This window comes from Paenibacillus sp. FSL R5-0475 (assembly GCF_038004585.1).
In the GTDB taxonomy this organism is placed as follows: domain Bacteria; phylum Bacillota; class Bacilli; order Paenibacillales; family Paenibacillaceae; genus Paenibacillus_AQ.
The window spans coordinates 5,949,326-5,972,401 of sequence record NZ_JBBORK010000001.1; the positions used below are offsets into that span (position 1 = coordinate 5,949,326).

Annotated in this window: 21 protein-coding genes and 1 riboswitch; of the genes, 9 read left to right on the forward strand and 12 right to left on the reverse strand. The window is 42.8% G+C overall.

The genetic code is table 11. The features are described from left to right. Positions 1-181 precede the first annotated feature (181 nt). Both MKX41_RS26650 and MKX41_RS26655 read left to right on the forward strand, forming a co-directional pair. Positions 182-1,897 (forward strand): ABC transporter ATP-binding protein, encoded by a 1,716-nt coding sequence (locus MKX41_RS26650; protein WP_340973851.1) that lies wholly within the window; start codon positions 182-184, stop codon positions 1,895-1,897. Between the two features lie 33 nt (positions 1,898-1,930). After that, entirely contained in the window at positions 1,931-2,413 is a 483-nt protein-coding gene (locus MKX41_RS26655) for an NUDIX hydrolase (protein ID WP_076300085.1), read from the forward strand. A gap of 82 nt (positions 2,414-2,495) precedes the next feature. Here the strand turns inward: MKX41_RS26655 and MKX41_RS26660 are convergent, their stop codons facing one another. Next, entirely contained in the window at positions 2,496-3,071 is a 576-nt protein-coding gene (locus tag MKX41_RS26660; protein ID WP_339244459.1) for a TetR/AcrR family transcriptional regulator, read from the reverse strand. 186 nt (positions 3,072-3,257) lie between these two features. Here MKX41_RS26660 and MKX41_RS26665 point away from each other — a divergent pair, with 186 nt between their 5' ends. Further along, on the forward strand, positions 3,258-4,508 hold the full coding sequence (locus MKX41_RS26665; protein WP_340973854.1) for an MFS transporter: 1,251 nt from the start codon (positions 3,258-3,260) through the stop codon (positions 4,506-4,508). A gap of 439 nt (positions 4,509-4,947) precedes the next feature. Here MKX41_RS26665 and MKX41_RS26670 read toward each other — a convergent pair whose 3' ends face one another. Next, positions 4,948-5,844: a LysR family transcriptional regulator gene (locus MKX41_RS26670; RefSeq protein WP_076285157.1), complete on the reverse strand. Its 897-nt coding sequence runs from the start codon at positions 5,842-5,844 to the stop codon at positions 4,948-4,950. A gap of 331 nt (positions 5,845-6,175) precedes the next feature. Between MKX41_RS26670 and MKX41_RS26675 the strand changes: the two genes are divergently transcribed. Next, complete coding sequence (locus tag MKX41_RS26675; protein ID WP_076285158.1) at positions 6,176-6,847, forward strand: O-methyltransferase; 672 nt, start codon at positions 6,176-6,178, stop codon at positions 6,845-6,847. 69 nt (positions 6,848-6,916) lie between these two features. After that, the gene (locus MKX41_RS26680) at positions 6,917-7,462 is read left to right on the forward strand and encodes a GNAT family N-acetyltransferase (RefSeq protein WP_340973857.1); all 546 of its coding nucleotides are present in this window, start codon (positions 6,917-6,919) and stop codon (positions 7,460-7,462) included. A gap of 58 nt (positions 7,463-7,520) precedes the next feature. Here the strand turns inward: MKX41_RS26680 and MKX41_RS26685 are convergent, their stop codons facing one another. The 5 genes from MKX41_RS26685 to MKX41_RS26705 all read right to left on the reverse strand — a co-directional run bounded on the left by MKX41_RS26685 (position 7,521) and on the right by MKX41_RS26705 (position 12,940). Continuing rightward, positions 7,521-9,467, reverse strand: coding sequence for an ABC transporter permease (locus MKX41_RS26685; protein WP_340973858.1), 1,947 nt, complete (start codon positions 9,465-9,467; stop codon positions 7,521-7,523). Further along, positions 9,457-10,218 (reverse strand): ABC transporter ATP-binding protein, encoded by a 762-nt coding sequence (locus tag MKX41_RS26690; protein WP_076285161.1) that lies wholly within the window; start codon positions 10,216-10,218, stop codon positions 9,457-9,459. The genes MKX41_RS26685 and MKX41_RS26690 overlap by 11 nt, the downstream gene beginning before the upstream one ends. Before the next feature lie 114 nt (positions 10,219-10,332). After that, positions 10,333-11,337 (reverse strand): sensor histidine kinase, encoded by a 1,005-nt coding sequence (locus tag MKX41_RS26695; protein ID WP_340973859.1) that lies wholly within the window; start codon positions 11,335-11,337, stop codon positions 10,333-10,335. After that, on the reverse strand, positions 11,334-12,023 hold the full coding sequence (locus tag MKX41_RS26700) for a response regulator transcription factor (RefSeq protein ID WP_042193184.1): 690 nt from the start codon (positions 12,021-12,023) through the stop codon (positions 11,334-11,336). Before MKX41_RS26700 ends, MKX41_RS26695 begins: the two co-directional genes overlap by 4 nt. Positions 12,024-12,049: 26 nt before the next feature. After that, positions 12,050-12,940: a TetR/AcrR family transcriptional regulator gene (locus tag MKX41_RS26705; RefSeq protein WP_256716355.1), complete on the reverse strand. Its 891-nt coding sequence runs from the start codon at positions 12,938-12,940 to the stop codon at positions 12,050-12,052. 192 nt (positions 12,941-13,132) lie between these two features. Between MKX41_RS26705 and MKX41_RS26710 the strand changes: the two genes are divergently transcribed. Next, on the forward strand, positions 13,133-14,656 hold the full coding sequence (locus tag MKX41_RS26710) for a DHA2 family efflux MFS transporter permease subunit (protein ID WP_076285163.1): 1,524 nt from the start codon (positions 13,133-13,135) through the stop codon (positions 14,654-14,656). Positions 14,657-14,724: 68 nt separating this feature from the next. Here MKX41_RS26710 and MKX41_RS26715 read toward each other — a convergent pair whose 3' ends face one another. Beyond that, positions 14,725-15,768, reverse strand: a complete 1,044-nt coding sequence (locus tag MKX41_RS26715) for a YncE family protein (RefSeq protein ID WP_339268378.1) — start codon at positions 15,766-15,768, stop codon at positions 14,725-14,727. A 185-nt stretch (positions 15,769-15,953) separates the two neighbouring features. Between MKX41_RS26715 and MKX41_RS26720 the strand changes: the two genes are divergently transcribed. The 3 genes from MKX41_RS26720 (at position 15,954) to MKX41_RS26730 (ending at position 19,417) form a co-directional block, all read left to right on the forward strand. Beyond that, entirely contained in the window at positions 15,954-16,835 is an 882-nt protein-coding gene (locus MKX41_RS26720) for a nucleotidyltransferase domain-containing protein (RefSeq protein WP_340973861.1), read from the forward strand. A 78-nt stretch (positions 16,836-16,913) separates the two neighbouring features. Then, positions 16,914-17,663 carry a WecB/TagA/CpsF family glycosyltransferase gene (locus MKX41_RS26725; RefSeq protein WP_076285166.1) on the forward strand — a complete coding sequence of 250 codons (750 nt, stop codon included), beginning with the start codon at positions 16,914-16,916 and terminating at the stop codon, positions 17,661-17,663. A 203-nt stretch (positions 17,664-17,866) separates the two neighbouring features. After that, positions 17,867-19,417 carry a flavocytochrome c gene (locus MKX41_RS26730; RefSeq protein ID WP_076285167.1) on the forward strand — a complete coding sequence of 517 codons (1,551 nt, stop codon included), beginning with the start codon at positions 17,867-17,869 and terminating at the stop codon, positions 19,415-19,417. 114 nt (positions 19,418-19,531) lie between these two features. Here the strand turns inward: MKX41_RS26730 and MKX41_RS26735 are convergent, their stop codons facing one another. The 4 genes from MKX41_RS26735 to MKX41_RS26750 all read right to left on the reverse strand — a co-directional run bounded on the left by MKX41_RS26735 (position 19,532) and on the right by MKX41_RS26750 (position 22,758). Continuing rightward, complete coding sequence (locus tag MKX41_RS26735; RefSeq protein WP_081393129.1) at positions 19,532-20,374, reverse strand: ABC transporter ATP-binding protein; 843 nt, start codon at positions 20,372-20,374, stop codon at positions 19,532-19,534. Between the two features lie 16 nt (positions 20,375-20,390). Further along, the gene (locus MKX41_RS26740; protein ID WP_340973865.1) at positions 20,391-21,152 is read right to left on the reverse strand and encodes an ABC transporter permease; all 762 of its coding nucleotides are present in this window, start codon (positions 21,150-21,152) and stop codon (positions 20,391-20,393) included. Then, the gene (locus tag MKX41_RS26745; RefSeq protein ID WP_036682688.1) at positions 21,149-21,442 is read right to left on the reverse strand and encodes a thiamine-binding protein; all 294 of its coding nucleotides are present in this window, start codon (positions 21,440-21,442) and stop codon (positions 21,149-21,151) included. Before MKX41_RS26745 ends, MKX41_RS26740 begins: the two co-directional genes overlap by 4 nt. Before the next feature lie 266 nt (positions 21,443-21,708). Continuing rightward, positions 21,709-22,758 carry an ABC transporter substrate-binding protein gene (locus tag MKX41_RS26750; protein WP_076285169.1) on the reverse strand — a complete coding sequence of 350 codons (1,050 nt, stop codon included), beginning with the start codon at positions 22,756-22,758 and terminating at the stop codon, positions 21,709-21,711. Positions 22,759-22,918: 160 nt separating this feature from the next. Further along, positions 22,919-23,029, reverse strand: a riboswitch (TPP riboswitch). Positions 23,030-23,076 lie beyond the last annotated feature (47 nt).

A 23,076-nucleotide genomic window follows, 5' to 3' on the forward strand; every position in this document is an offset into this window, starting at 1 on the left:
CTACCCTTTTGATTACATTAACTAGAACATTGAACGGTGCCATAGGCAGCTTTTTGTATAGAGCCAGGCACTTAACCTATTTAACTTTGAGAACCGTTTATTTGTGGATGGTTTTTAATAGTTGGATGGTGGGGGTTGCCTGGCTTTTTTGCATTCAATTAAAAGATAGGGGATTAACGATATGTTGAAAAAGAGTCTAGCTCACCTGAAATGGTGGATATGCGGTTATATTTTATTGGGTTTTACTATTCAACTGCTGAGTAGTTTAGGCATTGTAGTGTTTCAAAAAATATTAGACAAGGTCACGGTGATCAACAGCTTTGGTGAGATATTTAATTTAATCTTGGTGTACGGCCTTTTGCTGGCAGGGGTGGTGATCCTAAATTATGTGGATGAATACCCTAGTGTGTATTTATCGAACAGTATAACGGAGAGGTTAAAGATACTTGCACTATCTAAAATATCCAAAATCGACTATCAAGCCTATCAGGATATGGGCACAGGTCAGATGATTAAAGTGATCGAGAATGGAGCAGCAGCTGGAAACAGCATGATTTTCTCCTTTTTCCTCAAAACATTACATGAGTTATTGCCCACTCTTCTGTTCAGTCTTATCTTTATCAGCTTCTATGATTTAAGGATCATGGTAGTGATTGCTGCAGGCTACGTGGTCGTCTTTTTGATAACGAATTTGCTGTTGAAATTTCTGTATGCGATGAAGGCGGCCATTCTACAGGAACAAGAAAAGATGTCCAGATTCTCTATCCGTGGATTTATGGAATTAGTCGTCTTCCGAACGAACAAAAGATATGAGAAAGAGATCGATAAATTAAGCCAGACTGCACGCACTATCATTCAAAAAAATGCTCAGTTACAAATGATCCATGAAGCTTTTTTCGCGATATTCGAGTTGTTTGTCACGATTATTAAAGTCGTTGTCTTAATTTACGGTGTGAAAAGCATTGTCGCAGGTGAGACGTCACTTGGTGTTGTGGTCGCACTGTTTATGTTTATTGATAAGATTTATTCGCCGATTGCTATCTTCAATGTCCTCTTTGTAGATTACAGACTGAATAGAGTGACCTACAAGAGATTTGAAGAGTTTATTCATGCCCCAGAAGATAAGAATCTAGAACGAGGAGAAGTTATCACTGAGATCCACGGTAATATTGAATTTAGGGATGTATCTTTTAACTATGGTAATGTGGGAATTCTGAACAACCTGAGTTTTTCCGTTGGGCGAGGAACGTCCGTTGCTATTGTCGGATTAAGTGGGGGCGGGAAATCAACTCTGATTAAGTTAGTCGTAGGATTATTAAAAAAGGACAAAGGTGAACTCTTATTGGATGGTAAGGATATCGATGAGATCCATCTGGATAGCTACTATGATCATATCTCTTACTTATCACAAGACACGCCGATTTTTGACGCTACGATTAGGGACAATATTGTATTTGATGAGCATTCCTTGTCCGATGAAGAGTTGTATGAGATTTTGGAAAAGGTTCATCTGCAAGAAAAGGTAAGCCAATTACCGGATCGTTTAGACACTTTGGTAGGTGAAAAAGGGGTTAAATTATCAGGCGGGGAGAGACAGCGATTAGCTTTTGCCAGAATCATTGCTCAGAAAAGAAACATTCTAATTCTAGATGAACCTGTTTCTGCACTTGATAATATTACGGAGCAAAGCCTTATGGAGACGATTTTGCAGGAATTTAAGGATAAAACCATCATTATTGTTGCCCACCGACTAAATTTTATAAAAGACGTTGATAAGATACTGGTAGTGGACCAAGGCTCGGTCGTGGGTGAAGGAAAGTTTGATGATTTAATAGAGCATTGCGAAGCTTTTAAAGCGTTATGGAATAGAAAAATATCGTTTACAAATGCTGATTAAATTGTTAACCTCTTCTAAAAAGAGGTGCATTCTATGGCTTGGCCAACACATATTGTAGCGGCAGGTGGATTCGCAGAAAATGAACAAGGAGATATCCTTTTAGTAAAGACTCATGATGGTGGATGGGTATTTCCTGGTGGACAAGTAGAGGTCGGAGAGAACCTGGTGGATGCATTAATTCGAGAGATTAAAGAGGAAAGTGGAATAGATGTCACGGTATCTCAATTGATTGGTGTGTATTCCAATACAGGCATTCATAAATGGTATGACGGTGTAACCGATGTTCCTACCAAGGTTATGTTTGATTTTATCTGCAAGCCTGTGGGTGGGGAATTATGTACCTCGGAGGAAACCTCTGAAGTGATGTGGATGGCAAAAGAGAAAGTGCTTGATTGGATTACACAACCGGCTATTCGTACCCGCTATCAAGCTTATTTGGATTACGATGGGAATACGAGGTATATGGATTATGTAACTGGAGACACGTTTGAAGTTAATTTAGATCGAACGGTGTAAATATAAGTGATAGGCCATCCTGCAAAGGATGGCTTTTTAAAATATAAGAAAGTATAAGTTTCGCCAAAGACGTTTATTCTTGTTATGCTTTGATGCCTTCAAAGGCAGAGGTGATCATATATTTCACAAAAGCTTCGTCTAGCTCATCCCCTGTGATCAGAAGCCGATAAAATATCGGTCCATACAGCAGATCAATCGTGATCCCAATATCCAGATCCGCTTTTAATTGGCCTCGGGTCACCCCACGCTCCAACAACTGTCGCGCCTCTTGGCGGCGGGGAGCGAAAAACCTCGCACGATAGGCCTCAGCAAGGCCAGCATCAAATTGACCTTCGCCGATCAACTCGGTAATGATCTTTCCTTCTCGGCTGCGAAGAAAATTAGCCAGGTTTGTGGCATGCATCATAATATCGTCCATGACCGAACCGGTGTCCGGCACTGGCAATCTTGCGGATGCTGCAGAGAGGTAGCCGTCCATGACCACAGCTGCTTTGTTAGGCCACCATTTATAAATGGTTGCTTTACTTACCTTGGCCCGTTCCGCGATTTTCTCTACGGTCACCGCACCAAATCCAGTCTCTAGTAGTAGATCATACGATGCTGCCAGAATAGAAGCCTCGGCTTCGCTATTGCGCGGCCGTCCTCTTTTTTTATCCATCAGAGATCCCTCCCGATTAATCTATCCTTTATTTAACTTGCGATCTAAAAAGAAACTATACGTTCATTATACAAAAGGTTATATGAAGTAGCCAATCGCCTATTTACAAAACTGAACGTTCAGTATATATTTAAATCAATTAATGAACGTTGCGTTCAGTATTTAGAATCGAAGGGTGGAGATCTTATGAATCAAGGAAGACGAATGAATCCTGTAAGTTCAGTAAGTTCAGTAAGTTCAGTGAATCCAGTCAAGGAACATGCGGAAGGAAAGACGATCCCTGGATGGATTACATTTCTATTAGCGGCCTCCTGCGGACTAATTGTGGCCAATCTGTATTACGCCCAAACCCTGATCGGACAGATCGCCCAAGCTACGCAGCTTTCTTCTGGGGCAGCGGGTCTGATTGTAACTTTGACCCAGGTAGGATACGTTCTTGGACTTTTGTTCCTAGTACCGCTTAGCGATATTATTGAGAATCGCTGCCTGACAGTGGTGTCGCTGGCTGTGGTGGTGGTATCACTGGTAGCAGCCACACTAGCTCCGAATGCAGCGATCTTTTTGGGAGCATCCCTGTTCATTGGTCTCGGTTCCGTAGCTGCCCAGATTCTTGTGCCGTATGCGTCTTTTCTGGCTACTGAAGAGCAGCGCGGCCGGGTGGTCGGTAATGTAATGAGTGGGCTGCTGCTCGGTATTATGTTCGCCCGGCCACTGGCCAGCTTTGTCTCTGGATTGTGGGGTTGGCATGCGATTTATGCCATATCCGCCGTAGTGATTGCCTTATTAACACTTCTATTGTCCCGTGTGCTGCCGCAGCGCCAACCTGTGCCTACAATGAATTATGGCGGATTGATCCGTTCTCTAGGTACTTTACTGAAGAGTACGCCAGTGTTACGCCGCCGGGCGATTTATCAGGCTAGCCTGTTTGGAGCTTTCAGCCTGTTCTGGACGACGGTCTCTTTGCATCTGGCCGATACGTATCATTTAAGTCAGCAAGGCATTGCCTTGTTTGCGCTGGCCGGAGTGGCTGGGGCTATCGCTTCTCCCATCGCTGGGAGATTGGCTGACCGGGGCTGGACCCGGCCGTTGACCGGACTTGCGTTTGTGCTGGCAGCTGTGGCTTTTCTTCTTGCTTACTTGTTTCAGAATGATTCAAGAGTGACGCTCGGATTGCTGGTTGCAGCAGCTATTATGCTGGATATGGGGGTATCGGGTAATCTGGTGCTTGGACAAAGGGCAATTTATTCCCTTGGCAACGAGGCGAGAGGACGTTTAAACGGATTATTTATGGCGATATTTTTCGTAGGCGGAGCCATCGGCTCTTCACTGGGCGGCTGGGCATATGCGTACGGGGGCTGGGGTCTGACAAGCTTGATCGGTCTGGCACTGCCGATCTTGGCCTTCCTGTACTATTTAACGGAGAAGAAGCAAGCGTAAGGCGTTCCAATAAAGCCTGTACTTACAAGGACTGCTCTCCGGGCTGGATATAGTCAGACTAGAGAGCAGTCTTTTTTACGTAAATATAGGATGGCTCAAGGATATAATCAGCACAATGTGCTCAAGATGTGATGATTGACTAATTACTAACTATAACCGGTGGATAAACCTGCAAAAGTACATCTTTTTATAATACGTGGAGAGCTGAAGCACTTATTCCTGCGAATCTGCAGTTATTTTTGCGCTAGAAGAAGCTTTCAAGCCGTTTGTGAGGATATTTCCTGTACATTTGCAGTTTTTGGTCTGCATGATGAGGATGCCTGTACAAAAAGCTGCACTATTGCAGGTTTTCACTAATCCAGCGAGAGGTATGCAGCGAAAAGTAGGCTCCAGGATGCTTTCCTGCCTCGATTCCGATAAGCCTCTCTAAACATTAATGCTACATCGTATAAGGATTTTGGCGAATCATTTGAATAAGGTTTGCCGCTGAGGCGGATAATGGTTCATTTTTTCGCGTACAGATCGCAATGCTGTTCTTCAGATGTATGCCTTCAACATAAACTCGGCATAACTCTCCACGTTCAACATATTCGCGAACAACGAGTGAAGAGACGAAGTTGGCGCCATACCCGGCGATAACGGCTTGAATCGCTTCATGAAGTCCGTTAAATTGCAAAGAGATCGTGGGAGCTGGCGTATTATATGTACGGCATAACGATAATAATCTCTCTCTCGTCGAACTCCCTTCCTCACGCATGACAAAGGGCTCCTTCATCATTTCGGATAAAGAAATTTGCAGATTCGCATAGGGGTGATGGGGTGCGACCACAAACCATAACTCATCCTGAAATAACTCTTCTGTCCGGATCGTATCTGGATAGGCTTCGGTAATCCCTCCGTAAATCGCCATATCCACGTCTACATTTAACAGCTGCTTCAGGGCATCGCTTGAATTGGTGGTAGTAATCACCATTTCCACTTGCTCATATTGTTGCTTGAACTTTGCGATCCAGGTAGGAATAAGGAAATGAGCAGGTAAATACGTCGCGGCTAGGCGGATACTTCCATTCGTGCCGTTAACATAATCCTGAGTGAATTGTTCGATCTGCTGTTCGACAGCGAACAGTCTTTTCGCGAGTAGGGCAAGCTCTTCACCCGCATCCGTTAAAGCAATTCCTCTACCTTGAGGCTTGAATAGGGCGAAGGATAGTTCCTTTTCGAATTTCTTGATCTGAGCCGTAATCGCAGGCTGACTGATATTTAAAGTTTCTGAGGCGCGTGTCACGCTACCCGTTGATGCGATCACATGGAATAAGCGTAAGGCGTGTAGATTCATGGTTAAGCTCCTATCTGCTATCGTTTGATTCATATATTAAATATATAATTTTGGTTTAAAGATATATTATATTTATGATTATAACTGATTTACAATACAGGTATGAAGTTGAACTTGAATCTTTAGTTAGGGAAAAGGAGTACCGAAGAGGAGGTTTGGAACTGTAGGAGCGTCAGCGACCGCCTTTGTCTACGGATTTCAACCACGAATAGTGGTTTTAATCGAAGAAATCTGGAGACAACAGCGGCTGGAAGTCCAAACACTCCTCGTAGTTACGACCGATCCCTAATTGTGGAAATGAAAATTTTATTTCAAAGGAGAAGTGATAAATATGAATCAAACGACTACATGGGATAAAGTCGATCAGTACATTACAGAGCGCTTAATTCCGCAGGACTCCGTGCTGGAGGAAGTGTTGTCCGCGAATCAACAGGCAGGGCTGCCGCCCTTTGATGTCTCACCTAGTCAGGGAAAATTCCTTAACCTATTGGTTCAAATGAAAGGTGCACGCCGGATTCTGGAGATTGGCACTTTGGGTGGGTACAGTACAATTTGGATGGCAAGGGCGCTCCCGTCTGACGGACATATCGTTACCTTGGAGTTAGATCCATCGCATGCTCAGGTGGCTGGGGCCAATTTCGCGCTTGCTCAAGTAGATGATCTGATAGAACTTCGTATAGGCGATGCTTTGGGGCAATTGTCTCAGATGAAACAAGAGGGTGTGGAACCCTTTGACTTTATATTCATTGATGCCGATAAACCCAACAACCCTAACTATTTACAGTGGGCGCTTCAATTTTCCCGGCCCGGTACAGTGATTATAGGCGATAATGTGATTCGTGAAGGCGAGATCATTAACAAGAATAGCAAAGATCCTCGTGTAGTAGGCGTACGGGAATTTTATGATCTGTTGGCTGAAGAGCCTAAGATTTCGGCTACTGCCATTCAGACAGTGGGAAGTAAAGGGTATGATGGTTTCGTATTGGGGATTGTGAATAGCTGATATATGTATTGCAATATCCAACAATTGTAATATAATCTATTGAAAATCCAATAGTGAGAGGTACTTTCTATGCAACCTACATTTGAAACACAAAGGTTAATACTAAGACAGTTTCAATCCACAGATGCAAGTAAAGTTCAAGAGCTTGCTGGGGATATAGAAGTAGCTAGAACAACGCTGTCTATTCCTCATCCATACCCTGATGGAGCGGCTGAATCTTGGATTGGTGCCTGTAGGAAAAGCGCAGACGAAGGGGAAGGATTTCCTTTTGCTTTAATTAGTAAAGAGAGTAATACCTTAATAGGCTGTATGAGTCTAAATATAGACAAATCGCATCAAAGAGGTGAGCTTGCTTATTGGGTAGGAAGATCTTTTTGGGGAGATGGCTATGCGACTGAAGCAGCTAAGCGATTAATTGATTTTGGATTTGAAGACCTCGCATTAAATAAAATATGGGCAGCGGCAATGACTAGAAATCCTGCCTCCTCTAACGTTATGAAAAAAGCTGGAATGAGATTTGAAGGGGAATTTAAACGGCATATTTTAAAATGGGATAAATTCGAGGATATAGTCTTCTACGGGTTAACTAGAATTGAATATGAAGATAGGAGATAGAGGTATGATAACAACAAGGGGTTCCTAAGCCATGCTGGCTTGTGGAACCCCTCTTTTTTTAAAGTGACTCTTTAATTACCTTTTTATAATAGAACACGGATAGCACTGCAAAAATCGAATACAAAGCGGTGTATAGCAGCATCACCAGAATCATCGGTGTCATGAGCTCTGTACCGAAGAAGAACCATCCTGATTTTACGGCGAAGTAACTGTGAAGCAATCCAATGACTAATGGAATCCCAAAATTAAATAATTGTTTCGCCTGAATCCCTCTAAGCAGATCCCCTTGCGTGAAACCAAGCTTTCTGAGGATCGTGTAGTTGGGCTTTTCATTCTCACTTTCATCCATTTGTTTAAAGTAAAGAATGCATCCAGAGGTAATCAGGAAGGTTAGCCCCAGAAAGGCCACGATAAACATGATAAGTCCCATAGTTTGCTTTTGATTGTTCTTCGTCTCCAGTTGAGAGTCGGTTATGTGGCCTTTTGCAAATTTCATGTTCTGAAAAAGCTCATTAGCCTGCTCAACGCTTGCCCGTTCTTTCATATCGATGCCGATATTAAGAGAGGACTTTCTTTGAAGGGCTGGATCTAGATCCTTCTTTAAGCGTTCAAAGGTCGTGTCGTCTACAATAGCAAGGGGTAAGCCACCACCTGTGAAATTGTATAAAACGGGGGCTTCCATATCAATTCTTTTATAAAACTGCGGAATGACTTCATGTTGTCCCTTGAATTCAATGCCACCCTGGTCCTTCATAGAAATCAGATTCTCCATTGCACTACTTGTCTTCGTAAAATAGGCCTCATCAGGGGATAGATCAATGCCCTCCAGCGAATTTTCACTGATGACGGGAAGAGTCATATTATTCGACATCTTACCGAGCGCATTGGAATTTTCTGCCAGAAGCTTCTCTATATTTACATCCACTTGAATGACTTCGGTTATTTTTTCCGTAAACAGCAAATTTTCAGTCGTTAATGCCTCTTTAAATTGTTTAGCATCCTGGATATCCGTAAGAATAAAATCTGACGGAACATAGAGCTTCGCACTTTTCTCAGCAGAGTAGAAAGAAATATAACTCAAGGATAATAAACCCAGCGCCAGAGCTGATACCGTTGTAATGATGGTTAACAGTACGGCATTTGATTTCATTCGGAACATAATGGAGGAGAGAGACAACACCTCTTTAATATTCAGATACCCGTTTTTCTTTTTACGAATGAGATGAAAGATAAAGCTTACCGAGCCTTTATAAAAAAGATAAGTCCCGATGATAACTGAAGCCAGAATAGTGATCATGGATATAGATAGCTCAGTCATTGATGTTAAGTCTCCGCTAAATAATCGGGATGAAATCGAATAGCCAAGCAGAATCAATCCAATCCCAACGATCCCTATAATCATTTCAAAGAAGGACAGCTTTTTCACGTTGCCTTCTGTGGTTGAGGTCACCCGGAATAAGGATAGAATGCTTTGTCTTTTAATAAATCCATAATTCATCAGCATGATCAAAAGATAGATTACAAAGAATACGATCAGCGTTTGAACCAGGGCTGGGGTAGAAAAACGAAGGGATGCTATCGCATCGATCCCCATTATTTTAAAAAGAATCATAAGAATTAATTTGGAAATAGAAAAGCCCACGGCTATTCCTAGAATTAAAGAACCAAAATATAGGATGAAATTCTCTGCCGAAAGGATTCGGAATATTTTACTTTTGGTCATCCCTATTAACTGGAACAGACCAATTTCTTTTCCCCGGCGTTTGATGAAGATAGTGTTTGCATATAACAGGAAAATGGATACAATCGCGACCAGTAAGACCGAGGCAGCCTTGATTGCTGCGCCACCTTTGATCGAGCCTTCTACTGCATCCATCGAGGGATCGTATTGCAACGTAACAAAGGCGAAATATAAGGCCACGCTAAAAACGAGAGCAAATACATACAGATAGTAATTTCTGATGTTTTTTCGCAGATTTCGAAGCATCAGTACATTAATGCTCATTCTGCACACCACCTAATACACCTTGTGTTTTTATGATGTCGTTGAAGAAGACTTGTCTTGATTGTTCTCCTTTATTTAATTGCGTATAGATCGTACCATCCTTTATAAAAATAACTCTACTGCAATAGCTAGCTGCCACTGGATCATGTGTAACCATAACGATCGTTGCTTTTCGTCTTTGATTTAGTTCACTCAGCTTGTTTAACAAATCAGAAGCAGATTTAGAGTCCAAGGCTCCTGTAGGTTCGTCAGCAAAAATAATGCTTGGATCATGAATGAAGGCTCTGGCTGCAGAGGTGCGTTGTTTTTGACCCCCAGAGATTTCATTCGGGTACTTATTTTTTAACTCTAAAATCCCTAGCTCCCTCGCGACGTTTTCGAATTTCTCATTGGCAATTTTCTTAGGGGTGTTGGTAATGGATAGAGGTAACAGGATGTTCTCCTTCACCGTCAGCGTATCTAAGAGATTGTATTCTTGAAAAATAAATCCTAAATGATTTTTCCGGAATTCAGCTAATTGCTTTTCTTTCATATTAGAAATTTCAGTACCCTCAATGGTAATCGATCCGTTGCTAATCTGATCAATTGACGAGAGAACGTTAAGCAGGGTGGTCTTTCCTGAACCGGAAGAGCCCATGATCCCAACAAATTCGCCTTCTTCTATAGAAATATCCAGTCCACTCAACACGGATTGTTTGTTTAATTTATTTCCGTAGCTTTTATGAATTTTAGTGGCTTCAAGAATTGCCATAATGATTCACTCCCTTTTTATACTCGTTCTTTTTGTATAGCTTTATTATAAAAGGCTTTGCCGTTCTTATCCTTCGATTGCCCGAACAAAATAAAAAAGCATGTGACATTGTTGTCACACGCTTGAGAGCTTCACGAATTCATTTTTAAGCGGAAAGGTTAAAGTGAATGTCGTCCCTGATCCGGGCCTCGATTCAACTCCGATGACGATCAACAAGGATTGCGCCGCTTTTTTGGCTAAATATAATCCCATACCTGTGGCGGCATTGTCGCGATGCACGGTGGTGGAAGTAAATCCTCTATCAAATATCCGAGGCAGATCCTTGGGATCTATCCCGCGCCCGCCATCCTTCACCTTAAGAACGATATGCTCAGCTTGCTGATAGCTACTCACTGCAATATCTGAAGCTTCACTATATTTTACGGCGTTGGTTAGTAGTTGTCGGATAATAAAAGCCAGCCATTTGGCATCACTAAGCACTTCAGCTACTTCCAAGTTCAGCTCAAAGCCGATCCCCTTCTGAATACACCAGGATTGCAACGTCTTAATCTCCCCGAAAATAAGCGTTTCTAAATCGATATGTTCTATATACAGATCATTTTCGATAAAGGGAATTCGCCTTTGATGTAGCTGTTGATCCAGCAGAAGATGTATGCGCAGCCATTCATAGGTCAGATGTTTCCTCATTACATCATCTTCGATTCGCTCCATCATTAGATGCATCGCTGTCAGAGGGGTCTTCACTTCATGAATCCACGATAATAGTTCATCTTTTTCCTGTTCTAACGTCATTTGATTGTTCGAGGCAGCCTGTTTTAACCATTTAGCTTGATTGATAATACTCTCTTCAATAATATGCTCAAACGGGCTTTCGGGGGTGGCGATACTCGTTACATCCAGATCATCATCTCGCTCAACCAAGCTTTTATAGAACCTGGTTTCTCTGGGATAGCGAAGGATTAAGAACATCACAAAAAAAAGCATCGACAAGGAGACCAGATAGAGAACTGAAGAGAATGGGATTGATGAATCCATATAGGTGACAAAAAGTATAAAAAGATTGGTAAAGAGGACTAGTAGGATCCAGCTACTTCTTTCCAAGAGATACTTTTTAATCATAGTGCTTCCTCTTCGATGGCCATATACCCTTGTCCTACTTTCGTTTCAATGAAACTACCCAAGCCTATCTCATCCAGCTTTTTTCGCAGCCGGTTTACGTTGACGGTAAGGGTATTGTCACTTATAAAACGTTTATCATCCCACAAGCTATTGATTAATTCCTCGCGGGTGACGATTTTATTTTTTTTCTCAATAAGCAATTTCAATATAAAAATCTCGTTTTTCGTAAGCTCAATCGATCCCATATCATGCGTCAATACATTTCTCTCATAATCCACGGTTGCTCCACACCATGTCTTGAGCTCAAGGTTATCCGTGTTGTAATTGTAGACGCGCCGAAGAATCGCTTGTACTTTGGCAATGAGTACATCGAAATGGAAGGGCTTTTGAATATAGTCATCGGCTCCAAGCTGCATCGACATTACCATATCCGTAGGATGATCCCGGGATGATAAGAAGATAATCGGAAGGTTAGAGTGGGAACGAATCATTCGGCACCAATGAAACCCATCAAATTTAGGTAATTGGATGTCGATGATGACTAAATCAGGTTTGATCTCTATAAATTCCTGCGTGACATTGCTGAAATCTTGAATGCCATACACATCATAAGACCACTGGGTAAGTCGCTCCTTGATCTCATTAAACAGCGTTGAATCGTCTTCGATTAATAATAGCTTGAACAAATGCTTCACCACACTTTTAGTTAGCTTTACAGCATTTTAGATAATACATCCTGATAATGCTTAAACTCTTTGGCTTCATTTAGATTAGGACATGTTCTTAAGGATAGCAGAGCACTTTCGATTAAGAACTGTCTCGGTTCCTTGTTGTTCATGATTTCTTCCTGGATAAAGTATAACAGCTTTAGATAATTAGTGAGGTTCGCATCACCAGTTGTAAATGATCTCTCTATTACTTTTTTTAAGCTGATGGTCGCAAAGGATAAATCATTATTGAAAAAATCACTGTATTCCGCTGCGGGTAATAATTTGCCCACATGCTCTGGTGAGATGAGTTGAATGCCCATTTGACTTACTTCTTCAACAATGGTTTGGATAAGCGTAGTGCAATAATCAATGATCTGCTTAGAGGTGATGACTTCATTCATAGCACTGTTGATTTGTAGCATATTTTGTAGAATTCCTGTAAAAATGATGGCTCCGTCCAGTAAATAGGGTTTCTTATCCTCAGGGAAAATATGAAGGAAACGTTCATGTACCCAGGTAAGGAGGTTGAACTTTGTTTTTTTGATAAATGTTATTAAGTCTGGGTCATTGGAGACCAAAGCATCTTCTACGAGCTGTAACAATTTATTTTTCTTATTGATTTTCATGACCAGCTGAATCTGCTCGGCAAATATCTTAATGTCAGAAGGATCTTGACCTATGAGCAGGGAATTTCGCCCTTCTTCAAGTCGATCGTGAATGGACGTAAATACAGCCTTAAAGAGATCCCCTTTTGAAGGGAAATAGTTATAAAAAGATCCTTTGGAGATCCGGCTATGATTCAAAATATCCTGAATGGATGTGGCGTGGTAGCCTTTTTCAATAAATAATTCATGCGCTTTATGAACCACTTGCTCTTTTCGTTTATTTATCATCTGAGGTGCCCCTTTAAGCTGAACTCTTTGTTCCAATATAGACTAGCGTATATTTCCACTTAATACAATTTCAATTTTAAGTGATTTTTGTCTTGCCAAGCGAGAAATAAGGGAGTAATATATTCTACACCGGATTATAACATGAGTTCAATTTTGAACCGTTAGTATGATTATAGAATGGAGGATTCCAAAATGAAAGCAAAAGAAAGTAAAGCATCTTACGGGATATTGGCAATCCTCATGATTGGTGCATTTGTTGCTTTACTGAGTAATACCCTACTCAATATAGCTTTACCATCGATTATGAAGGATTTTAATGTCAGTGCCTCAACGGTACAGTGGCTATCAACGGGCTATATGCTGGTGAACGGGATCATGATTCCTTCAACAGCTTTTTTGATTCAAAAGTATACCGCGAGACGGTTGTTCTTAATCGCGATTGGATTATTTGCGATAGGAACCTTTATCGGCGGATTAGCACCAAGCTTCCCTGTGTTGCTGATCGCCAGAATGGTTCAGGCTTCAGGGGCTGCGATCATGATGCCATTATTAATGAATGTATTGTTCACTACCTTTCCACCTGAGAAACGTGGTTCAGCTATGGGGATGTTCGGGCTGGTTATGATTTTTGCACCAGCTATCGGACCTACATTATCTGGATGGATTATTCAGCACTATGAATGGCCTGTACTATTCTTTATGATTGCCCCAATCGCTGTATTGGTGTTCATTCTGGCCTTCTTCAAATTGCATGATCCTAAAAAAGATGTGGCTATTAAGATTGATTTCTTATCTGTAGTTCTATCAGCGATTGGTTTCGGGGGTCTCCTATATGGCTTCAGTTCTGCTGGGAATAAAGGATGGGATGATCCAATGGTCTACTCCGCGCTTATTATCGGAGCGATTGGATTAGTGATCTTCATTATGCGCCAAATGAAGATGAAGGAGCCTATGCTTAACTTCAGAGTGTACAAATATCCGATGTTCGCTTTATCTTCAGCGATTTCGATTACACTGAATATGGCAATGTTCTCAGCGATGATGCTAATGCCGATTTACCTGCAAAATATTAGAGGGATTTCACCATTGGATTCGGGACTTCTAATGTTGCCTGGTGCGTTAATTATGGGTGTTATGTCTCCAATCACAGGTAAATTGTTCGATAAATTCGGCGGTAAGGTATTAGCGCTAATCGGTCTAGCGATTGTAGTAATTAGTACGTATTTCTTTAGTGATCTGACTGAAACGACTAAATATTCGACACTCATGATTCTATATTCTGTGAGAATGTTCGGGATCTCTATGGTGATGATGCCAGTTATGACCAATGGTTTGAATTCTATCCCAGCCAAATATACGCCGCATGGTACAGCTATGAACAGTACGATTCAGCAAGTATCAGGGGCAATAGGTGGGGCACTGCTCGTAACCATTATGTCTAACAGTACCACTTCACATGTGAAAGATATGGTCGCTGATGCTGTAAGTAAATTAACGGCTAAACCTTCGGCAGACCAATTGCTTGGTATACAAAATCAAGTCATTGCGAAAGCTACTATTGAAGGAATTAACGATGCATTCTTGGTATCTGTAGGCGTAGCGATTATTGCATTTATTCTAGCCTTCTTTATTAAAAGAGGTGTACAGCCTAAGGAAACGGCAGAAGAGAAAGTGACTGCAAAGAAAGTAGCTGCTAAGCAAGTTACAACGCATTAGTCTATATTCAAAAAGGCGCTCACCTTATAGGTGAAGCGCCTTTTTTTGCAAATATAAGAAAGTAAAGATTACTTATAATGATGTGTTAATCTTGGACCATCCTGAATGACTGTGATGGAATTGTCGTTTGCGACATATAACCTGTTCGTTAGTGGATTAAGTGCGATGTTTACGCCTGTTACGGAGGGGAATACCGCGATTCTTTTAAACGTACTGGCGTTATACACGGACATTCTGTTCTTATTGAAATTACTGACAAATAAATGATTTGTAATCGGGTTGATGAATGTGCTGGAGGAGGAAGATAACACTCTAGTTGCAATCACTTTATTGGTATTTCCATTAAGCACAAAAAGCTTCCCTTGTTTAACCTGTTGAGCACTGGACACGTAAACACGGTTTGTAAGCGGATTAAGGATGACCTCGCTTTGTAACCGTCCAAGCTGTACATTCTTGAGGAGCTTGTTGGTGCGGCCATTGATCACGGAAAGAAAGCGGCTTAAGTTGTTCGCTACATAAATACGGTTCGTAATCGGATTTAGCGCAGGTGTGATTACTGGGTTGTTGCCAACCTTGATGGTTGCTATTACAGTTTGTGTACTACCGTTAATGACAGATACGGAATTGTTTATCGTATTCGTTACATAAATGCGATTGGTACGTTTATTAATGACGATAGCGGAAGGGCGGCCGCCGATCTGGATAGTAGTCCGAATGCAGTTCGATCTGCCATCGATGACGGTTACGATGCCAGAGGCACTCGACACATAAATCAGGTTCGTTCGAACATTAACGTTAACACTATCAGGGTTCCTGCCTACTTGGAGGGTCTTGATTACACGGTTTGTCCGTCCGCTAATTACAGATACCGTTCCATCGCGGAAGTTGGTGACGTACACACGGTTTGTTCTTGGGTTGATGGCAAGCTTGAGCGGAAATCTACCTACTTGTATGGTTGCAATGATCCGATTGGTCAGGGTGCTTAATACACCAACAGTTCCGGCTGTAGTGTTAGGATTTACGAAGTATACCCGATTGGTGATGGGATTTACCTCAATATCTCCGACAGGTACGGATGTAGGAACTGTGGTTATGATGGTGGGTAACGCCATGATATAACCCCCTCTTCAAATGACTAGATGATTCATTATATTTGGGCAAGGGCAAAAGGGTACTATATATCGTTGCAAGATGTATCTCTAGAGTATAGAATGATATTCCCAAATCCACATTTCAGATTAAATGTAAGCGCTATATTTACAAGGGGATTGAGATCGATTGGAGGCTGATGGATACGATGATGAAATCAGTATTGTCGGATATTTTACTAACACCTGATAAGTTGCTACTTCATCGCGAATTACTAGAGGAGATTGGAAAGTTCATTACGCAAGAGATCCTAAATCATCCGTTATTGCAAGAAGATCGTCAGAGGGTAAGCATTATCCTAGATGGATCGACCGCACTCGGGGTGGTAGATGGGCAGTCGGATGTAGATATAATCATTATTTGTGAGGATGAGTCTTACAACAGTATTAATCATCGGTTCGAGGAAGCAGGGCTGATTCCGGAGCACAGTAGTTTTTTTATGGATTTAAGGCTTCCGAGTGGGAAGACAGGGCATTATACACTCCATAAAATATCTGATATCAAAGAAGCTTTAATGAGCGGGGATATGGAATGGCTGTGGAATGCATCAGTGTCCTATATTTACTACGATCTGCTGGATCTGAAGCCACTTTTTCATTCCTATGTTCCACTCCAACCTGAAGTACTAATGAAATTTCGTAAGAATTCATACATACAGCTAAGAAGCTATGCCAGAAGTCTAGATAATCCTGTAGTTCGTGGCGACGCCTTTCCCATCTTGTTCTTAGCGGTTTCCCTTTATAAAGAGGCTTTACGCTGTGCAATCACTATTGAAGGTTATCCGTATCCCTATGACAAATGGCTTGTTCCCGTAGCGCAGCAAACGGTCGTAGGTCGAAAGATTTTGGAGTGTGCAGGCGATTTTTGGAGTTATCTTAGAGAGGATGAATCCTTTGCTCCCATGTACCAGGAGGACAATAATTTTGTCAAAATGGAAAAACAATTTCGAAAGATACTTTTGGAGGAATTCCGCCTGCGGGGGATCGATGAACCTTGGTTAATAGAGTGGTGGAAGTTTTTGGAGGAATAAACGGAGTAATGACGCTGACTATCCTTCTTGATTACGGTAAGGTATACTGGAATGGACTTTTCAGTAAGAGGTGATTAAATGGCTGGGACAGTCTCTATATTAGGCGTTCCTTTTTCAAAACTAACACTAAACGAGACAACACTTCATCTAACAAAACATATTCAATCCGGAGAACCGAAGCTATTTCATTTGATTACGGCGAACCCGGAAATTACGATAACAAGCCAATCGGATGAGCTGCTTCGAACCATACTCCATGAGGCAGATTTGATTACTCCTGATGGGATTGGCATTGTGCTGGCATCGAGAAGAAAAGGTGACCCTATAGCTGAACGAGTTACGGGGTATGAACTACTTCTTGAGCTGCTCGCACAAGGGAATAAGCTGGGCTGGAGCTTTTATTTCTTAGGCACGGATGAGCATACCAGCTGTAAAGCGGTCGAAAAGATTACAGAGCTATATCCGAATGTGAAAATTGCCGGAAGACATAATGGTTTTCTTGCTAAAGAAGAGGAACCGGCCATTGTGGCAGAGATTCAGCACGCACAGCCAGATTTCCTGATTGTCGCGATGGGGGCTCCATACTCTGACAAGTGGGTTTATAAGCATAAACAGGCGCTTTCTCAGGTTAAGGTTGTGTTTGGCGTGGGGGGAAGCTTGGATGTTATAGCGGGAAAAGTGACTCCAGCCCCTGCGATATGGAAGAAACTCAATTTGGAGTGGCTGCATCGACTCTTATTCGCACCTGTGGCCAAAGGACAAAAGTCGCGCTGGCGCAGGCAAGCAGTTCTTCCTAAATTCGTGTATCGAGCTATGATTAGGAAATAAGGCAGATGGCCGCTCTGGAAAGGGTGGCTTTTTTTGAGTAGTAAGCTGAGGAAATATTGAAATTAAGAATTTTTATGAAAATTTAAATGAAAATATTCATGGAAATGTAACAGTAACCATAACTAATTACATAAAAAACTTCCCAAAACAGCATCTTTGCGTTATCATTAATGTGAAAACATTCACAAAGGGGCGTTATAAAGATGAAGAAGACAACAAGTACTGCTCTCATTCTCATTCTCTCTGTCATGCTCGTAATCGCAGGCTGCGGTAACAGTAATAGCAACAGCGCAGGTAATAGTAATGGCAACGAGAACAAAAGTAAGGTAAATGAGACGGCCAAAAATGATAAAGCTGAAGCCGTATCAGGTGCATCAGAAGCTAGTTACACACCACTGGATCAATTAAAAGATAATTATGATATCGTTATTGTTGGTGCTGGTGGTGCAGGAATGTCTGCTGCACTGGAAGCTAAGGCCAAAGGCTTGAACCCTGTTATTTTAGAAAAAATGCCGGTTGCAGGTGGGAATACAAGTAAATCCTCCTCAGGAATGAACGCTTCCCAAACGAAATTTCAAAAAGAGCAAAGCATTGAAGATAGCAATGATAAGTTTTATGAAGAGACACTAAAGGGCGGCCATGACACGAACGATAAAGAGATGCTTCGTTTCTTCGTTGACAATTCCGCAAGTGCAATCGATTGGTTGGATTCGATCGGAATCAAGCTGAACAATATTACGATCACAGGCGGCATGAGCGAAAAACGCACCCACCGTCCAGAAGACGGCTCTGCGGTAGGCCAATACCTTGTCAAAGGATTGGTTAGAAACGTACAAGAAAAAGAAATTCCACTGTTTGTGAACGCGGATGTTAAAGAAATTACTCAAAAAGACGGTAAGGCTAACGGTGTCAAAGTACTCTTTAACCAAGCTGATGAAAAAACCATTACAGCGAAGGCAGTTGTTGTAACAACAGGTGGTTTTGGATCCAACATGGATATGATATCAAAAGTTAGACCTGATCTGGAAGGATACGTAACGACTAACCAAATCGGCAGTACCGGCGACGGCATCAAGATGATTGAGGCACTTGGCGGAACCACCGTTGATATGGATCAAATCCAGGTTCACCCAACAGTTCAACAAGAAAAATCTTATCTGATCGGGGAAGCTGTACGCGGCGAAGGTTCTATCCTCGTGAATAGCGAAGGCACACGGTTCGTAAACGAATTGACTACACGTGATAAAGTTACCGAAGCGATCAATGCACTTCCTGAAAAAGCGGCAACGCTTGTCTTTGATTCCGGCGTCAAATCACGCGTGAAAGCAATTGAACAATATGACAAAATGGGCTTCGTGATCCAAGCGGATACCATCGAAGCATTGGCGAAAGAAATCGGTGTTCCAGCCGATAAGCTAAAAGCGACACTTGATACTTGGAACAGCGCGGTAAAGAACAAGAACGATGCTGAATTCGGCAGAACAACAGGGATGGACAATGATTTATCCGCGGGTCCTTACTACGCTATTAAGATCGCCCCAGGGATTCATTACACCATGGGCGGTGTGAAGATCAATACGAACACAGAAGTATTAAATAAAGACGGCGCTGCTATTCCTGGCCTGTATGCGGCTGGTGAAGTTACAGGTGGATTGCACGGTCAAAACCGGATCGGTGGTAACTCTGTAGCTGAAATCATTATTTTCGGCCGTCAAGCAGGGATTAAATCTGCTGAGTTTGTACAAGCACAATAAGATTTAACTGCTATTCTGGTTAAAACAAAAGAACCGCTTGGGCTAATTGAAGCCCGGGCGGTTCTTTGTTTAATCTCTCGTTTAAAGTGAGTGGAGTGACCTCTATTCAAAAAGCTACTTCTCGCTTTTAGCTTGTTCTTCTCGCATCCACTGTGACAGCTGGCGTTTGAGTTTAAGGAATTCCGGGGAATCCGTAATCTCATCGCGGCGTGGCCGTGGAAATGGCACATCAACAGTATGTAGGATGGAGCCGGGGCGACCCGAGAATACATAAATACGATTCGAGAGCAGCAACGCTTCTTCGATGTTATGGGTAATGAATAGCACGGAGCGGCGATTCTCCTCCCACAGCTCCAGCAGCCAGCGCTGCATTTCACTGCGAGTTAGTGCATCCAATGCGCTGAAAGGTTCATCGAGCAGCATCAACTCCTGCGGAGCCAGCAATGCTCTGAGAAAAGCAGCACGCTGTTGCATCCCACCAGACAGCATATGCGGATAAGCCTGTTCGAATCCATTCAAGCCAACCTTGGCGAGCCACTGGCGCGCTTCTTCACGAGCTCCATCCTGCAGAGCGCCTTTAATTTCCCCGGCTAGAAGTACATTATCTTCAATCGTTCGCCAAGGAAAAAGCGCAGGCTGCTGCGGCATATAACTGATTTCACCACGTTGACCCGTAACGGCTCTACCGTTCATGCGGATCGTTCCTGCATCGGGCTTCACTAGTCCGCCGATCATATGGAATAAGGTGCTTTTTCCGCAGCCGGAAGGACCGACGATCGAAACGAACTCTTGCTGCTCTACCTTAAGAGAGACGTTGTTAAGCACGTTCGTCTCGCGGCGACGATGGGTGAAGGACTTGGAGATGCCGCTTACTTCAAGAGCAGGTGGTGCAGTATGAGCTTCAGGAGAGCTTATGTTTTCAGTTGTTCTTTGCTCTATTTGCGTCACTTGAGACATACAGGCATCTTCCTTTCTATGAGTTACGGCGCGGTTTCCAGCGAACTAACCATTTTTCGAGCAAGGCGATAATCGCAAAAAGCACAAGACTAAGGAGCACAATAATAACAATAGCGACAAACATCCGATCCGTACGGTAAGCCGATTTTTGCAGGAGCATATAATAGCCAATCCCTTTATCCGCGCCAATCCACTCAGCGACCACGGCTCCCATAACCGCATAAGTAGCAGATATTTTCACACCGGAAAATAGTGCCGGGATAGAAGACGGAAGCTCCAGCTTGGTGAAGATTTGCCACTTGCTTGCGCCAGCCATTTTCATATAATTCATCATGACCTGATCACTTTGAGACAAGCCGCCCATTGCAGCGACAGCTACCGGGAAGAAGCATACCAGTGTAATCAGCACGATTTTGGGCAAAAGACCGAAGCCAAACCAGATGATAAGCAGTGGTCCGAGTGCGATAGAGGGAACATTTTGACTCAGAATAATGAGTGGATAAAAAGCCCGTCTAGCCCAAGGTAAAAGATGCAAAAGTAGAGCGACGATCAAGCCTACACCTGTACCAATAGGAAAACCGATTAATGTGAGTCGGAGCGTAGCCATCGTATGAGCCCAGAGACCTGAGGCATTACTGGTGGATTCGCGAGCAATATCAGCAGGACTCGGCAGAATCCAGGATTCGATATGGAATAGAGAAACAGATAACTGCCATATGGTTAAAAAGAAGACGACCGCCACAAGGGGCGGCCATATTAGCTTCCAGGTCGATCTCACGGCCGATATTTCTCCGTCAATTTATCCATGCTGATTCCGTTAGGGTTATGAGCGATTTTGATTTGGGAGATCACGCTTGGACTACCTGCTTCGATCAGCGCCTCCTGCATTTGACGTACAACCTCCAGGAGCTCGCTCAGTTCACCTTCCATAGTAGTTTCCAGTGGATTCACCTGATGTTTAACGCCGGATTTTTGAATAACTTCAATCGCTTTATCTACGTATGGGATGGAGTCCTCATTGTTTGGAGTCTTAGGAATTACTTGAATGCTTAGCAATGTGTTAGCCACAATAATCAATCCTCTCAAATTGTATAGGTAAGTTCAAAAAGCCAACTTTGATAACGAAGTGTTTTCAGGAAGCAGATTCGGCGTCAAATCTTGAACGAACTTGGGAAGTCCGGTACTCACGTAGCACATCACTACGCTCCGTTCCTCCTTCCTCAAGTAACGTCCAACCTTCTTGGTTCTGAAAGCTGACTTTTTGAACTCTCATTGAAATAGGTAAGTTCAAAAAGCCAACTTTGATAACGAAGTGATTCATTTATAATTGTTATTTACTCCGCCGGTAAAAAATCATTCGTGAATGCACTAGCTGCATCCAGCGGTTTGTCCAGCAGCTTCAAATCATACATCCAGTCGCCGTAATTCTGCCAGACCTCGGTTTTTTGCTCTCCCCAGCGTGGGGCGTCGTCCTTATATTTCGGGCTAAGCCATTTTTGGCTAGCTAGGACAAGCTCGGCATCAAGGTCAGGCACAGCCTTGGATAATGTAGCGGCAGCCTCTTCTGGATGATCAATCGCATATTGATAACCCTTCGATGTGGCTTTCAGGAAAGCCTTCACCAAATCTGGATTCTCAGAAATCTGCTTCTCACTCGTGGTCAGCACAGGTGTGTAATAATCGAGCTGAGGCGCATAATCCTTCAAGTAGAGCATATCCAGAGGCTCACCACGCAGTTCGGCTTCAATACCGGTCCAAGCGTAGAAGATCCAAGCGAAATCAATGTCACGTTTGACTGCAGTAAAATAGTCAGCTTCACCAATACTGATTAGCTTCACCTTTTTCACATCGCCACCAACAGGGTCCATGATCGCCTTCATGGCTGCTTCCTCAGCGGGAGAGCCCCAACCTCCGTAAGTTTTACCCTCAAAATCTTTTGGTGATTTAATATTGCGATCCACTGGAGCGGCGAATCCCGAAGTATTATGCTGAATAATGGCTGCAATCGAGACAAGGGGAACGCCTTGTAGACGAGCTAGAGTCAATCCTTCCTGAGCGCTGATTCCAAAAGCAGCTTCGCCAGAGGTAACCATCGTATCAGAACCCGCTGCGCCAGGTTGAACGATTTCTACATCCAGACCTTCTTCCGCGTAATAACCAAGATCCTTGGCTACGTATAGACCGGTGTGGTTCGTATTCGGTGTCCAATCCAGTGCAACCTTAACTTTGGTAAGCTCTTTTGGAGCATTTGATCCGGTCGCTGCATTCGATTCCGCAGCATTTCCTTTGTTTCCGGCTGTATTCCCATTGTTGCTGCCGCATCCGGCAATCGCAAGAATGAGCATACAGGTGAGGCTAAGCATAAGTACTTTTTTGACTTGCATGTCTTCTTCTCTCCTTTAAGGTTGCCAGATCCCGTCATCCAACATGAACCATAAAGTGTAGTATGTACATTTCTTCTACATCTTTTGTGATCTACACAAAAAAAGCGCCCCGAGTGATCGGGACGCTGGCTTGGCGCAAGGTTAGTAAAGGTCACAGGGACCAAAACCAATTGGCGATTCCTACGCTGGCATTATCCAGATCAGGTATAAGGGTCAGTATCTTGTGGGATACAATCTCAGCCGGCCAATTCCAGCACCCCTGGTTCTATGAAGTTAACGGGTATTTCTCGCTTAAACGCTAATCGTCTTTATAAGGAC

Coding starts and splice junctions, on each gene's coding strand:
- MKX41_RS26650 (WP_340973851.1), top strand. CDS start 182: ATGTTGAAAAAGAGTCTAGCTCACCTGAAATGGTGGATATGCGGTTAT.
- MKX41_RS26655 (WP_076300085.1), top strand. CDS start 1,931: ATGGCTTGGCCAACACATATTGTAGCGGCAGGTGGATTCGCAGAAAAT.
- MKX41_RS26660 (WP_339244459.1), bottom strand. CDS start 3,071: ATGGATAAAAAAAGAGGACGGCCGCGCAATAGCGAAGCCGAGGCTTCT.
- MKX41_RS26665 (WP_340973854.1), top strand. CDS start 3,258: ATGAATCAAGGAAGACGAATGAATCCTGTAAGTTCAGTAAGTTCAGTA.
- MKX41_RS26670 (WP_076285157.1), bottom strand. CDS start 5,844: ATGAATCTACACGCCTTACGCTTATTCCATGTGATCGCATCAACGGGT.
- MKX41_RS26675 (WP_076285158.1), top strand. CDS start 6,176: ATGAATCAAACGACTACATGGGATAAAGTCGATCAGTACATTACAGAG.
- MKX41_RS26680 (WP_340973857.1), top strand. CDS start 6,917: ATGCAACCTACATTTGAAACACAAAGGTTAATACTAAGACAGTTTCAA.
- MKX41_RS26685 (WP_340973858.1), bottom strand. CDS start 9,467: ATGAGCATTAATGTACTGATGCTTCGAAATCTGCGAAAAAACATCAGA.
- MKX41_RS26690 (WP_076285161.1), bottom strand. CDS start 10,218: ATGGCAATTCTTGAAGCCACTAAAATTCATAAAAGCTACGGAAATAAA.
- MKX41_RS26695 (WP_340973859.1), bottom strand. CDS start 11,337: ATGATTAAAAAGTATCTCTTGGAAAGAAGTAGCTGGATCCTACTAGTC.
- MKX41_RS26705 (WP_256716355.1), bottom strand. CDS start 12,940: ATGATAAATAAACGAAAAGAGCAAGTGGTTCATAAAGCGCATGAATTA.
- MKX41_RS26710 (WP_076285163.1), top strand. CDS start 13,133: ATGAAAGCAAAAGAAAGTAAAGCATCTTACGGGATATTGGCAATCCTC.
- MKX41_RS26715 (WP_339268378.1), bottom strand. CDS start 15,768: ATGGCGTTACCCACCATCATAACCACAGTTCCTACATCCGTACCTGTC.
- MKX41_RS26720 (WP_340973861.1), top strand. CDS start 15,954: ATGATGAAATCAGTATTGTCGGATATTTTACTAACACCTGATAAGTTG.
- MKX41_RS26725 (WP_076285166.1), top strand. CDS start 16,914: ATGGCTGGGACAGTCTCTATATTAGGCGTTCCTTTTTCAAAACTAACA.
- MKX41_RS26730 (WP_076285167.1), top strand. CDS start 17,867: ATGAAGAAGACAACAAGTACTGCTCTCATTCTCATTCTCTCTGTCATG.
- MKX41_RS26735 (WP_081393129.1), bottom strand. CDS start 20,374: ATGTCTCAAGTGACGCAAATAGAGCAAAGAACAACTGAAAACATAAGC.
- MKX41_RS26750 (WP_076285169.1), bottom strand. CDS start 22,758: ATGCAAGTCAAAAAAGTACTTATGCTTAGCCTCACCTGTATGCTCATT.